The sequence below is a fragment of the Streptococcus sp. NLN64 genome, assembly GCF_015831295.1.
Classification (GTDB): Bacteria; Bacillota; Bacilli; order Lactobacillales; family Streptococcaceae; genus Streptococcus.
In genome coordinates this window covers 1-14,816 of sequence record NZ_JADXDQ010000021.1, presented here as the reverse complement: position 1 = coordinate 14,816, position 14,816 = coordinate 1, and the positions used below count along the sequence as shown (strand labels likewise).

9 protein-coding genes and 1 pseudogene are annotated in these 14,816 nt (G+C 44.5%); all 10 read right to left on the bottom strand.

Annotation, left to right across the window (positions count from 1 at the left end):
- Positions 1-281 precede the first annotated feature (281 nt).
- Positions 282-851 (bottom strand): isochorismatase family cysteine hydrolase, encoded by a 570-nt coding sequence (locus I2503_RS04580; RefSeq protein ID WP_196091615.1) that lies wholly within the window; start codon positions 849-851, stop codon positions 282-284.
- Positions 851-1,639, bottom strand: coding sequence for a GTP-sensing pleiotropic transcriptional regulator CodY (gene codY, locus I2503_RS04575; protein ID WP_196091616.1), 789 nt, complete (start codon positions 1,637-1,639; stop codon positions 851-853). Before codY ends, I2503_RS04580 begins: the two co-directional genes overlap by 1 nt.
- 54 nt (positions 1,640-1,693) lie before the next feature.
- Entirely contained in the window at positions 1,694-2,908 is a 1,215-nt protein-coding gene (locus I2503_RS04570; protein ID WP_196091617.1) for a pyridoxal phosphate-dependent aminotransferase, read from the bottom strand.
- A 91-nt stretch (positions 2,909-2,999) separates the two neighbouring features.
- A complete protein-coding gene (locus I2503_RS04565; RefSeq protein ID WP_196091618.1) occupies positions 3,000-3,518 on the bottom strand; it encodes a hypothetical protein in 519 nt (172 codons plus the stop codon).
- Between the two features lie 186 nt (positions 3,519-3,704).
- Positions 3,705-4,820, bottom strand: coding sequence for an AI-2E family transporter (locus tag I2503_RS04560; protein WP_247644681.1), 1,116 nt, complete (start codon positions 4,818-4,820; stop codon positions 3,705-3,707).
- 55 nt (positions 4,821-4,875) lie between these two features.
- Positions 4,876-5,508, bottom strand: coding sequence for an SGNH/GDSL hydrolase family protein (locus tag I2503_RS04555; protein WP_196967183.1), 633 nt, complete (start codon positions 5,506-5,508; stop codon positions 4,876-4,878).
- Between the two features lie 58 nt (positions 5,509-5,566).
- A complete protein-coding gene (locus I2503_RS04550) occupies positions 5,567-5,935 on the bottom strand; it encodes a DUF1033 family protein (protein ID WP_196967182.1) in 369 nt (122 codons plus the stop codon).
- Between the two features lie 106 nt (positions 5,936-6,041).
- Positions 6,042-9,698: a DNA-directed RNA polymerase subunit beta' gene (gene rpoC, locus I2503_RS04545; RefSeq protein WP_196967181.1), complete on the bottom strand. Its 3,657-nt coding sequence runs from the start codon at positions 9,696-9,698 to the stop codon at positions 6,042-6,044.
- Positions 9,699-9,726: 28 nt separating this feature from the next.
- On the bottom strand, positions 9,727-13,293 hold the full coding sequence (gene rpoB / locus I2503_RS04540) for a DNA-directed RNA polymerase subunit beta (RefSeq protein ID WP_196967180.1): 3,567 nt from the start codon (positions 13,291-13,293) through the stop codon (positions 9,727-9,729).
- A 355-nt stretch (positions 13,294-13,648) separates the two neighbouring features.
- Positions 13,649-13,999: pseudogene (locus tag I2503_RS09605) on the bottom strand (CHAP domain-containing protein); the annotation flags it as partial.
- Positions 14,000-14,816: the final 817 nt, after the last annotated feature.

Here is a 14,816-nt window from a genome sequence, read left to right as displayed (position 1 = left end):
ATGCAGTGGTTGATTGGTGTTTTCAGCACTTTTCAAGTCTGAAAACAACCTAATCAACGTTGACATGAGCTCCGTTCATGTCATCTATAAACGCTATAGGCATTCACCATGACTTTAGACCGGAGGTGATACAAACAGTCTGTGAAGAGACTGTTTATACCTGAGCCCAACAATAAAAAGAGCGGGGTCGATTTGGGGATAAATCGTTTTAGCTTACAACTTGAAATAATGACTTGTAACGAACATTTTTTTGCGAAAATTGTTCTGGCCGACTCTCTATTTTAAAACTCCAATTCCGCGGATGAAAGCAACTGGGCTCCCAAAACATTTTTCATATGCTCCAGGGCAAATTGGTGCTGCTCGTCGGTGATGCTAGCTACTGCATCCGTGACAATTTCAATCTTATAACCTTTTTGGTAGGCATCGATAGCTGTGTGGAGCACACAGATGTCTGTGAGCACCCCTGTCAAAACCAGAGTATCAACCTTACGTTCCCGCAAATAGATGTCCAGCATCGTGCCTGCAAAGGCAGAGTAATAATGCTTGTCCATCCAGAAAACGCGGTCAGATTCCTGGTGCTCTTCAAAAAATTCTTTAGACGGTCCGTACAGAAAGCGTCCTTCAGTCCCACGAATATTATGAGGCGGGAAAAGTTGGCTTTCCGGATGATGGGTGTCTCCTTCCAAATGCTCATCGATCATGAAGAAGACATAACCTCCAGCCTCCCAAGCCTTTTGACTGACAGTTGCCATGGCTTCTGAAATGGCTTGCGCTGGTCGACCTGCCGTTAGCTTTCCGTCGCATGCCACAAAATCCCTTGTAAAATCAATGGATAAGACTGCTTTGGTCATTAAAACTCTCTTTTCTTAATTTCTTCAAAAACATCCGGAATCAAAACTTTGAGATAAGTCCCTTTCATACCGAGAGAGCGGCTCTCGATGACACCGGCTGATTCTAATTTCCGAAGGGCATTGACAATAACACTTCGGGTAATTCCAATTCGGTCTGCGACAACGGACGCTGTCAATTGACCTTCACTCCCCCCCAATTCTTCCAAGATAGCAGACACAGCCCGCAATTCAGAATAGGAAAGGGTATTGACCGCCATGCTCACCGTAGTGCGACGGCGGATATTCTCTTCGTCAATTTCCCGTTGGCGGTTAAGCATCTGCAAGCCTACTACTGTGCTGGCTATTTCAACCAAAATCAAGTCATCCTCGTTAAAAGGCTGATCGTTCCGCCAAATGATCAAGGAACCCAAACGAATACCTGTGATATGGATAGGCGCAACCGTCGTCACCCCATCAGGATAATTCTCTTTGGTCTCAACTGGATAAATCGACAAATCTGAATTCACATCTAGGTTTGCCTCGGTTTGATACACAAAACTAGCTTCCTTAGCATAGACTTCCGGAAGTTTACGGCTTTCAAAGAAACCCTCTACCCGGTCATTATTTGTCTTATAGCGCATAAAATAGCCAAGTAAATCACCTTGGCTATTAATGATACAGGAATTACAATCAATGATTTCCGACAAGCGCTGAGCAATCGATGCAAAAGGCATCTCATCATGGGATTGCTCATAGGATCCCTTCAAAATAGAAGTAATCCTTGTCGTTTTTTGCAATAACGTTGCCATAGTTCACCTCATTATTCTTTTCCTATTGTATCAGAATTTTCTAAATAATGGAAACTAATAACGATATTGGGTTAAAAATCTCTCCATTTTTTCTTGAACCTGGACCAGCTCTTCTACTCGAGGGAGGTAAACAATGCGGAAATGATCTGGTTCTTTCCAGTTAAAGCCCCGTCCATGCACGAGCAATACCTTCTCTTGCTTCAAAAAGTCTAGAACGAACTGTTCATCATCATCAATCTTATACATATTCCGATCGATTTTAGGGAAGAGATAGAGACCAGCACTCGGTTTAACTGCTGACAAGCCTGGGATCGCATTCACGGCCTCGTACATAAAATTCCGCTGTTCATAGATGCGTCCCCCTGGCAAAAGCAACTCATCAACAGACTGATAGCCTCCCAATGACGTTTGCACTACCTGCTGGGCGAGAACATTGGAGCAGAGGCGCATATTGGCCAACATGTTTAGACCCTCAATATATCCCCGCACATGCTTCTTCTCACCGGATAAAACCATCCAGCCCACACGGAATCCAGCAATGCGATGAGACTTGGACAAACCATTCATGCTGACACAGAATAGATCGGGTGCCAAACTGGCAATGGCGATATGTTCCTTCCCATCCATGACCAAGCGATCGTAAATTTCATCCGCATAAATAATCAAATTGTGTTCACGCGCAATTTGAACAATATCCTCCAGCACCTCCCGTGGATAAAGAGATCCTGTGGGATTATTCGGGTTGATGACTACAATAGCCTTTGTTCGTTCCGTGATCTTAGAGCGAATATCCTGCATATCTGGATACCAGTTCGCTTCCTCATCACAGAGATAATGGACAGGGGTTCCGCCCCCCAGACTAACTGCCGCAGTCCAGAGAGGATAGTCCGGCATCGGAATCAAGACCTCATCACCATTATCCAAAAGACCCTGCATGGACATCACAATCAGCTCACTAACCCCGTTCCCAATGAAAATATCTTCGATGTCCACATCGGGGATGCCCTTGAGCTGGGAATACTGCATGACTGCTTTCCGCGCCGAAAAGATCCCCTTTGAATCAGAATAGCCTTCACTGTTTCGAGCATTCAAAATCAAATCTTGAATAACTTCATCCGGAGCTTTAAAATCAAACTCGGCAGGATTTCCCGTATTCAAGCGCAGTATCTGTTCTCCATTAGCCCTCATCCGCATAGCCTCTTCCAAAACTGGTCCCCGAATGTCATAGGCTACATGTTCCAATTTCTGCGACTTTTCAAAAAACCTCATATATCACTCCTCCTTACTGAATTTTATTATACCTTTTTCTGAGACAAAAAAGAATTGGAGATACTTCACCCCAATTCTTCACGCTTATTGTTTATTTAATTGGATTCTCTTTTCGATAAGTCCTCATGCGGTCCCGCAAATCAAACATCTTTCCAACAGATGGCAAACTCATGCCTTCTGACCATTTTTCCCAAGTATTCTGCGTGATTTTCAAAACTAATAACAATTCAGATTCATTAAATTTGTAATCTTTCTGAAACTCTGCTATTTCATTAAGAAACTTCTGTGCCCGTTCAAGGTCTTCAGCAGTCCACTCGCGTGTACTCTTACGGCCCAAGCGACGTTGACGAATTTCTTCCTTCCGGTGACGAATTTCTTCCCTTAGCTTCTCAGGCTTGTCACTTTCCATGAAAGAAACAATTTTTTCAATAGATTTTGGATTTGGAAAACTGCGGCCATATTTCCATGAAAAATAAGTGTCCATGGATACATCCATTTCCTTACTAAACTCATGAATGGACGCACCAATATTCAACCGTAACGCCTCGATATCCTTAACTAAATATTCCTTGTCTTTTTTGGCATATTCGCGAAAATTCGATTCTACCATTTTAGACAACCTCCCTAACTATAATATAACTTCTTATCAGTGTAGCATATTCACGACCAGTTTAAAAGGGTACTACACTATTTTTTTACAAAAAAATTACACGAATAACCCAAAATGTTCCATCAGACTATTTCCTGGTTATTGAAAAACGAAGAGGGCCGGATATCCATCCAAGCCCTTTTCAAATTATCCTTCGCCTTCTTTCTCAGTAAGAAGCCGCTCCTTTTCTTCAACCATTTCTTTTACTAAACGGTAAATCACCGCAAAAATTGGCGTAAAGAAAATCATTCCAACCAAGCCAAAAAGATTTCCACCAACCAAGGCCGCAGCTAAGGTAAATAGACTCGGCAAGCCGACTTGTGAACCAACCACGCGTGGATAAATCAAATTACCCTCGACCAATTGAACCAGTTGGAAGACCACAATGGATAGAAGGGCTTGCCAAGGACTAATGGTAAAGATAAAGACCGCTCCCAATCCACAGGCGGCAAAAGGGCCAATATAAGGTATAAAGGAAAGGACTCCCGCCAGCACTCCCGTCATGGAAGCATAGGGTAAACCCGCCAAACTATAGGCTCCAAAAACCAGGAAACCGATAATAAAGGCCTCTATCAACTGCCCCATCAAGAAACCATCATAGGTTTCCACCATCACTGAACCAACATAGCGGAGACGATCACCAACTTTCTTAGGAAGGGTCACATCCAAGATCCGATTGGTGATGGAAGCCAGGTGTTCCTTACTGCCCAACATCGCAAACATGAGGAAGAGAGCCATCATAACCGTAAAGACATTGCCCAAAATCCCTGAAAGATTCCCTGTCAAATTGGTCAAGAACTGAGCACCCTTATTGATTAAGCCGCTATCTGTTAAATAAGAAGAGATGTCTGTCAACTGTTCAGAGTTGAGCAAACCTGTTGAAGCCAGCCAGGAACCAATCTGAGGAATAACCGTCTGTATCGTATGTCCCAAACGACTAACGGAGACCGCCAGTGTTGGTACAATAATCGCTACGACTCCAGTCACAATGAAGAGGAAAAGAAGGAGAACCAAGCTGATTGCTAGAGACCGAAGCAAGCCTTTAGAAACCTTCCACTGCTTCAATTTACCCTCAATCTTCTTCATGGGAACATTAAATACAAAGGCCAGGCCCGCTCCAATCAAAATCGGAGAAAAAACACCCAGAAGGTACTGGAAACCTTGCCAAAGATTTGCAACATAGAGAACAAAGGCCAGACAGATGGCCGCAAAGACAATAGAACGAATGTCTTGTCGATTTTTATCAGTCATTAACTTTTTCATAATGTTCCCATTATAGCAGAGTCTCCTCCATCTGCCAAGCCAGTCTTCCCATTATCTACAGCATCCCTTGCAATTCTTTGGCCAAACGAGCATAACCCGCTACAGTTAGATGTAAGCCGTCCGTTGTGCAGTCCTCCCGCAGTTGTCCCAACTCGTTTCGTAGACAGGTCCCCACATCTACAAATTCCACCTGAGGATAACGTAGGGCCAATTCTTGATAGGCTTGATTCATCTGATCAATTGCCCGATTTGTCCGTGTATAGAGGGTCCCCTTGGTTTCCAGACTTTCATATACAGGTAAAATGGAAAGCAGCTTGATTTCCACTAATGGGAAGTCATGTTGCAAAAGGTAGAGTAGCTGCTCAAGATTAGCCAAGGTCTGCTCAAAGGGCACTTCTTTTCCTAAATCATTGGTCCCGATTAACAATACAATCGTCTCCAAATTTTCCCCAAAAAAATGAAGCTGGCGATGCTCCAATAATTGGCTAGATTGGTAACCACGGATCCCTCGGTTGACAATGGTCTTGGTCGTGTCCAAAAGCTCCGCTAAAGGGAAATACTCCACAATCGAATCTCCAGCAAAAATCACTTGAGGATCCTTCAAGCAGAGAGTATTCAAATCCCTGTATTTATTTTGGATGTTAGCCTGCTCCTTGAGCAACCAGCTTTCTAATAATTGAACAGCCATTCAAATCTCCTTTACAAAAAAAAGGCCTACCGGTACAACTATCCGACTAGACCCATCTCTACGCGCGTTTGACACCCTGTCCAAATTGACAGTGGGCATTTTGAGGCAGAAAACCCTCCAAAGTAAGAGAGGAGAGATCTCCTAAGATTTTCCCGTTCTGAACAAGGGCTAAGGAATGATACTGTTGGAGGTAGTCTCCACACTCTTCACACCAGCGTTCTTCGCCTTCCTTCCAAAAGGCGGCCATGGTCTCTCCCTCACGTCGAATCTCTGGGTATTGCTGCTTATACTGGCGGCACTTTTCCTCAAAGTATGTAAGGGCTTGTGTATATTTTTTAAATGTTTCTCTGTGGATTGTATCTTCCTGCCAGTCATCTGTTAACCACCAAGGCTCACAATCACCGTATAATTCTACTACTTGGTACATAAGCTGATTCCCCTTATTTAGAAGATATTATACACAATTTCAACTGGGAATGAAAGGATTTAAACTTAAAAAAAGGCCGGTTCAAAACCGACCTTTCATAAACGGATTAATCTACTGTCATATCTTCGACAATGGTTTCTTTTTCCACTTCCAATTCTGGAGCCATTAAGTCTTCAATGGTTTCAATTTCATTGACTGCTTTCGGTTCCAAGTTGCGGTAACGGGCCATCCCTGTACCAGCAGGAATAATCTTACCGATGATAACATTTTCCTTAAGTCCAAGAAGATGGTCTTTCTTACCACGGATAGCCGCATCTGTAAGAACACGGGTTGTCTCCTGGAAGGAAGCCGCAGATAGGAAGGAGTTGGTTTCCAAGGAAGCCTTGGTGATTCCCATCAAGACTGGACGTGCTGTCGCTGGGACTCCACCAGAAATCAAGACATCACGGTTGGCATCGGTGAAGTCTGTAATATCCATAAGTGTTCCCATCAGAAGGTCTGTATCACCTGGATCCATAACCCGTACTTTACGGATCATTTGACGAACCATTACCTCGATGTGTTTGTCGCCGATTTCTACCCCTTGGCTGCGGTAAACTTTTTGAACCTCTGCCAAGAGATAGGTTTCAACGGAAAGAACATCCCGAACCGCAAGCAAGTGTTTAGGCTGGATTGAACCTTCAGTAAGAGCCGCACCACGTGCTACGTGGTCTCCAACTTCAACCTTCATACGGGCTGTAAATGGAACCACATATTCGCCCTTACCAAGTTCTCCTTCAACAAAGACTTTCTTAGTCCGTGTTGAAGCATCTTCTTCAATCGCCACAACTTCACCCTTGACTTCAGTAATAACAGCTTCCCCTTTTGGATTCCGTGCCTCAAAGATTTCTTGGACACGAGGAAGACCTTGGGTGATATCGGTATTGGAAGCAACCCCTCCTGTGTGGAAGGTCCGCATGGTCAACTGAGTACCCGGTTCACCGATGGATTGAGCGGCGATAGTACCGACTGCCTCACCAACTTCGACGGCATCACCGGTAGCCAAGTTGATTCCGTAACAATGACGGCAGACACCATGACGGGTGTTACATGTAAAGACAGAACGAATGGTTACTTCTTCAACGCCAGCTGCAATAATAGCACGAGCCATGTCTTCTGTAATCAAGACATCTGGACCGGCCAAGACTTCTCCTGTTTCAGGATGCTTGATGGTTTTCTTAGTATAACGACCAGCTAAGCGTTCTTCCAAGGATTCAATCATTTCCTTACCGTCTGTAATCGAACGAATCAAGAGACCTCGATCAGTACCACAGTCGTCTTCACGGATAATGACATCTTGCGCAACGTCAACCAAACGACGGGTCAAGTAACCTGAATCGGCAGTCTTCAAGGCCGTATCGGTCATACCCTTACGCGCACCGTGAGTGGAGAAGAACATTTCCAAGACAGACAAACCTTCACGGAAGTTAGACAAGATTGGCAATTCCATGATCCGTCCGTTCGGAGCAGCCATCAAACCACGCATACCCGCCAACTGGGAGAAGTTGGAGATGTTACCACGGGCACCAGAGTCCATCATCATAACGATCGGGTTCTTTGGATCTTGACTAGCAGTCAATTCGTTCTCCAAACGCTCTTTGGCTGCACGCCACTCGCCCGTAACCGCATTGTACCGCTCATCATCGGTAATCATACCCCGGCGGAACTGTTTAGAGATTTGTTCAACGCGTTCATGTGAAGCTTCAATAATCTCTTCCTTATTCGCAATAACTGGGATGTCGGCAATCCCCACAGTCAAACCAGCCAAGGTTGAGTGGTAGTAACCCAAATCTTTCAGACGGTCCAAAAGTGCAGATGTTTCTGTTGTCCGGAAACGTTTAAAGATTTCAGCGATGATGTTCCCCAGATTTTTCTTCTTGAATGGAACGTTCAATTCTAGTTCTGCCAAGACAGCATGAATATCCTGACCTGGTTCCAAGAAGTATTTATCCGGCACACCATTGACCAAATTATCATTGTTTGGCTCTTGCAAGTAAGGCAATTCTGCTGGCATGATGGCATTAAACAAGATCTTACCAACAGTCGTAATCATAATCTTACCTTGTTGGTTTTCAGTCCATGGTTTGTTCAACTGATCGGTTGCAATCCCAACCCGTGTGTGAACATGGACCAAACCATTGCGCCAAGCCATGACTGCTTCGTCCGCATCCTTGAAGATCATGCCTTCACCTTCACGACCGGCTTCTTCCATGGTCAGGTAGTAGTTCCCCAAAACCATATCCTGAGATGGGGTAACAACTGGTTTACCATCTTTTGGATTCAAGATGTGCTCAGCAGCCAACATCAAGATACGAGCCTCAGCTTGTGCTTCCTCAGATAACGGAACGTGGATCGCCATTTGGTCCCCGTCAAAGTCGGCATTATAGGCCTCACAGACAAGTGGGTGCAGACGAATCGCCTTCCCATCGATTAGAACTGGCTCAAAGGCCTGAATCCCCAAACGGTGAAGGGTTGGTGCGCGGTTCAGCAGAACCGGATGTTCTTTGATAACTTCCTCAAGAATGTCCCAGATACGCTCATCGCCACGTTCAACCAATTTCTTAGCAGCCTTCACGTTTTGCACAATATCACGGGCCACAATTTCCCGCATTACAAATGGCTTAAAGAGCTCAATCGCCATTTCACGTGGAACACCACATTGATACATTTTAAGAGTTGGACCAACCGCGATTACGGAACGACCCGAGAAGTCTACCCGTTTACCAAGCAAGTTTTGACGGAAACGCCCTTGTTTCCCTTTCAGCATGTGGCTCAAAGATTTCAATGGACGGCTTCCTGGTCCAGTAATTGGACGACCACGACGACCGTTATCGATCAAGGCATCAACCGCTTCTTGCAACATCCGTTTTTCATTTTGAACAATGATTCCTGGTGCGTTCAGCTCCAAGAGACGTGCCAAACGGTTGTTCCGGTTGATAACTCGACGGTAAAGGTCGTTCAGGTCAGAGGCCGCAAAACGTCCACCATCCAATTGAACCATCGGACGAAGATCTGGTGGGATAACCGGAAGGATGTTGAGAATCATCCATTCCGGTTTATTACCAGACTTGTGGAAAGCATCCAAGACGTCCAAACGACGGACAGCCTTGACCCGTTTTTGCCCTGTTGCAGACTTCAGTTCTGCTTTCAACTCTTTAATTTCTGCTTCCAAATCTACTTGTTTCAACAAGTCCTGGATAGCTTCTGCTCCCATTTTTGCGACGAAGGAGCCTGAACCATAACGACGAAGATTTTCCCGGTACTCGCGTTCAGTCATGATGGACTTGTGCTCTAATGGCGTTTCTTTCGGATCAATCACCACATAGGCCGCGAAGTAGATGACTTCCTCCAAGGCCCGTGGGCTCATATCCAAGGTTAAGCCCATTCGGCTTGGGATACCCTTGAAATACCAGATGTGAGACACTGGTGCTTTCAATTCAATATGCCCCATGCGTTCCCGACGCACTTTGGCATGCGTCACTTCTACCCCACAGCGGTCACAGATGATGCCTTTGTAACGGAGCCGTTTGTATTTGCCACAGGCACACTCCCAGTCCTTAGTTGGACCAAAGATAACCTCATCAAAAAGTCCTTCCCGCTCCGGTTTTAGGGTCCGGTAGTTAATGGTTTCCGGCTTTTTGACTTCTCCGTAAGACCATGAACGGACCTTACTTGGAGAAGCGAGTGTGATTTGCATACTTTTAAAACGATTTACATCAACCACTCTATCTTACCTTTCTTTTTTGGTTCACTTATTTTGATTCTTCTGCGTCAAAAGCCTCTTTTGCTTCTTTCGCAGCTTTTTCACGTGCTTTTTCCAAATCATCAACATGGATGATATCGTCATCATCACCCTCGTCCAGATCACGCAATTCTACTTCTTGATCATCCTCATCTAGGACACGCATATCAAGACCAAGAGATTGCAATTCTTTGACAAGAACGCGGAAGGATTCCGGAACACCCGGTTTTGGAATTGGTTTACCTTTGGTAATCGCTTCATAGGCCTTAAGACGTCCGTTTACATCGTCTGATTTGTAGGTCAAAATTTCTTGAAGGACGTTGGATGCGCCATAGGCTTCGAGAGCCCAAACCTCCATCTCACCGAACCGTTGTCCACCAAATTGAGCTTTACCACCCAATGGTTGTTGCGTAACCATAGAGTATGGTCCAACAGAACGAGCGTGAAGTTTATCGTCAACCATGTGGTGAAGCTTGATCATGTACATGACCCCAACAGAAACACGGTTGTCAAATGGCTCACCAGTGCGACCATCGTAAAGAATGGTTTTGGCATCTGAGTCCATTCCAGCTTCACGAACCGTATCCCAAAGGTCTTCTGAACTTGCTCCATCGAAAACTGGTGTTGCGATGTGAATACCTAAGTTACGAGCGGCCATACCAAGGTGAAGTTCCATAACCTGACCGATGTTCATCCGTGATGGCACCCCAAGTGGATTCAACATGATGTCAACTGGAGTTCCATCTGGCAAATATGGCATATCTTCCACTGGAACAATACGGGATACAACCCCTTTGTTTCCGTGGCGTCCGGCCATCTTATCCCCAACCTTGATTTTCCGTTTTTGAGCGATATAGACACGCACCAACATATTGACACCGGATTGCAACTCATCACCGTTTGCACGGGTAAAGATTTTAACGTCTCGAACAACTCCATCCGCTCCGTGTGGTACACGAAGAGAGGTGTCACGAACTTCACGAGATTTGTCTCCAAAGATGGCATGAAGCAGGCGTTCTTCTGCTGAAAGGTCTTTTTCTCCTTTTGGAGTCACCTTACCAACCAAGATGTCTCCTTCTTTCACCTCTGCCCCGATACGGACAATTCCCATTTCATCCAAATGGCTAAGAGCGTCTGGTCCAACGTTTGGAATTTCGCGTGTAATTTCTTCAGGGCCTAACTTGGTATCACGAGTTTCTGACTCGTATTCTTCCAAATGCACGGAAGTATAGACATCGTCTTTGACCAAGCGCTCGCTCATGATAACCGCATCCTCGAAGTTGTAACCTTCCCAGGTCATGTAGGCCACGATAGGGTTTTGTCCTAGGGCAATTTCCCCATTTTCCATGGATGGTCCATCGGCGATGAAATCGCCTTTCTCAACCTTATCACCCAACTTAACCAAGGTGCGTTGATTGTAGGCCGTACCAGAGTTGGAACGACGGAATTTTGTAATTTTATAAACGTCAAGGGATCCATCTTCACGGCGAACTTCAACACGATCAGCATCGGCATAGGTAACAGTACCGTCGTGGTTGGCAATGACTGCAGCTCCTGAATCGTGGGCCACTTGATATTCCATACCGGTTCCAACGTAAGGAGCTTTCGGATCAATCAATGGCACCGCTTGCCGTTGCATGTTAGCCCCCATCAAGGCACGGTTGGAGTCGTCGTTTTCCAAGAAAGGAATACATGCAGTCGCTACCGCAACGACCTGTTTCGGTGAAACATCCATAAAGTCTACAGAGCTCGCTGCATACTCTTGGTTATTCCCGCGGTGACGTCCCATAACGATATCTGTTGTGAAATGTCCTTCTGCATCCAATGGAGAGTTCGATTGAGCCACAATGTACTCATCTTCTTCATCGGCAGTTAACCAAACAATCTCGTTGGTTACCAAGCCTTTTTCACGGTCTACGCGACGGTATGGAGTTTGAATGAAACCATACTTATTCAAGTGACCATAGGAAGCCAAGTTGTTGATCAAACCAATGTTTGGTCCCTCAGGAGTCTCGATTGGACACATCCGACCGTAATGAGTTGCGTGCACGTCCCGAACCTCGTAACCCGCACGGTCACGTGTCAAACCACCAGGTCCTAAGGCAGACAAACGACGTTTGTGAGACAACTCAGACAAGGGGTTGTGTTGGTCCATGAACTGGGACAATTGAGAAGATCCAAAGAATTCTTTAATGGCCGCAGTTACTGGACGGATGTTGATGATTTGTTGTGGAGTTAGAGCTTCGTTGTCTTGAACACTCATACGCTCACGGACATTTCGCTCCATCCGAGACAAACCAAGACGCACTTGGTTGGCCAAAAGTTCACCTACCGTCCGAATCCGGCGGTTTCCAAGGTGATCAATGTCATCAATTCGACCCATTCCCTCAGAAAGATTGAGGAAGTAGCTCATCTCAGCCAAAATATCTGCTGGCGTTACGGTGCGAACCTTCTCGTCTGGGTTCCCATTTCCGATAATGGTCACCACACGATCTGGGTCTACTGGGGATACAACCTTGAATTTTTGAAGTACAACAGGTTCTGTCAAGACTGCTGAATCATTTGGAATGTAGACAATCTTATTAAGATCCCCATCCAATTGAGGCGTCAATTGCTCAATTAATTCACGCGTCATCACTGTCCCAGCTTCCACAAGGATTTCTCCTGTTTCGGCATCGACCAACGGCTCAGCCAAGGTTTGGTTCAAGAGGCGTGTTTTAACGTTAAGCTTCTTGTTGATCTTATAACGTCCGACTGCTGCTAAATCATACCGACGTGGATCAAAGAAGCGAGCAATCAAGAGGCTACGAGAGGATTCCGCCGTTTTTGGTTCTCCTGGACGCAAGCGCTCATAAATCTCTTTAAGAGCTTCGTCTGTCCGTGAATCCATTGGATTTTTATGGACATCTTTTTCCAAACTGTTGCGAACCAAAGGACTATCTCCAAAAATATCGATAATTTCATCATCTCCAGAGAAGCCTAGTGCCCGCACAAGTGTTGTAAATGGAATCTTGCGAGTCCGGTCAATCCGTGTATAGGCGATATCTTTGGAGTCCGTTTCCAATTCCAACCAAGCGCCCCGGTTAGGGATTACGGTAGAACCGTAGCCAACTTTTCCATTTTTATCGACTTTGTCATTGAAGTAAACACCTGGTGAACGTACCAACTGAGAAACGATGATTCGCTCCGCACCATTGATGATAAAGGTTCCCATCTCGGTCATCATTGGGAAGTCTCCAAAAAAGACTTCTTGCGTTTTAATTTCGCCAGTTTCCTTGTTCACAAGACGGAAGGTTACAAAAATAGGAGCAGAAAGATTGGCGTCGTGGGCGCGTGCTTCTTCTAAGGTATATTTTGGCTCCCGCAATTCGTATCCAACAAACTCCAATTCCATGGTATCCGTGAAGTTTGAAATAGGAAGTACATCTTGGAATACTTCTTTCAAACCATGGTCTAGGAATTCTTTAAATGAGTCTGTTTGAATTTCAATCAGATTTGGTAAGTCAAGAACTTCTTTGATTCTTGAAAAACTACGACGTGTACGGTGTTTCCCGTACTGAACTTCATGTCCTGCCAAGTTGTTAACTCCTTCTTTTTATTGAACGCAAGCCTGTGTCCCGGCCGCTTCCCCATTGCCCTTTTTAATTTTTAGAAAATTTAAAAATAGATTACATTTTTTAAGAAAACTAAAATTAGACACAAAAAGAGCAGCTAAATCGACTCGTTTTCGGAATGATTTAACTGCTGTAGGTTTCCTACTGGACAAGATTTCAGTAGAAAACAAACGACAACTGATTCAAACTATTGTAGCACAAATGGAATGAGAAAACAAGTGGCGAAATCCGTCGTATTTTTCTATACAACTGCCGATCTCGTCCACTAATCACCTAGTAACCACGAAGATTGTTAAACTAAATCGCCTCCTTAGCTGCTTATTCATTAAAATAGATATAAGAAACGGTTCCTTGTGCCGTCGTTGGATCAAAAAAACCACGATAGTTGGCAATGGACAGATTGCCGTTAAAATTAGACTCATACACTTGTATAGAGGTCTCTGATTCTACTTCAACCACGAGAGCAACATGACCATAACCTCCATCATTCCAACATGCAATCGCTCCAGGTTTCGGAGTCGTGCCGACTTCAAACCCAGACTGACTAGCACTTGCAGCCCATTGCCCGGCATTTCCCCACCAATCTCCTACCCAAGGAGCCATGACCTTTACACCCCAGGTACATTGACCTGTCGGATAACTTCCAGAGGTGTTGTAATTGAATGTCGGAACAATAGCTGTTGGTTTTTCTTCTTCAATTTCCTTATCCGATTCTCTTTCATTATCCGATTTTGGATCTTCACTATCCGTAAGGGATTTCTTGTTTACACTTCCCGTCTCTTCCGTTGCCTCAGAATTTCCCTTGGCTTCCTTTTCTTCTTCTGAATCCTCGTCGGCTTTAGAGCCCGTTTTCTGTTCCTTTTTTTCTTTGCTATTAGATTTATCCTCAGCTTGAACGGTATCCCCCACTAAGAATTGTATATTCAAGACCCGTCCAAGAACTTCTCTAGACTCTTCTTTAGTCCCGACAAAAAGCCCTGTTCCAAGAACAAAACTTGATAATAAGACTGTTCCCGTCTTTTTCCATATTAATGTTGGTTTATTCGATTTATTGTTCTTTAAAATAACGATACGTTTACGACCTTCCTTTTTAGTTTCCCTCATTAAAACAAGGGGAACTAAAATTATTCTTAAAGTTTTATTATAGAAAACTTAAACTAGCAGATATTGTACTCACCAAAATAGTCACTAACGCAAATTAAAAGAGGGGGAAACCCGCCTCTTCCAATCTTACACTCATTACATTTTAAAATCTGAATGTGTTAATCCTCTTCACCGAACCCCTAGTTCTGTCTTCATCGGATTACCTCTTCAGATTTCGAACTATTTCGAGTATTATTTCTTGCTCATATAAGTCTTCCCAAATTATTCATACCTAACTTAAAAACCTTCCAGAAACCGTATTGATCACAGGGTTTCTGGAAGGTTTTGCTTTTCACCCATTGGGTGAAACATTCGACTAGACAAAAAAGGATTTCCCCTTTAT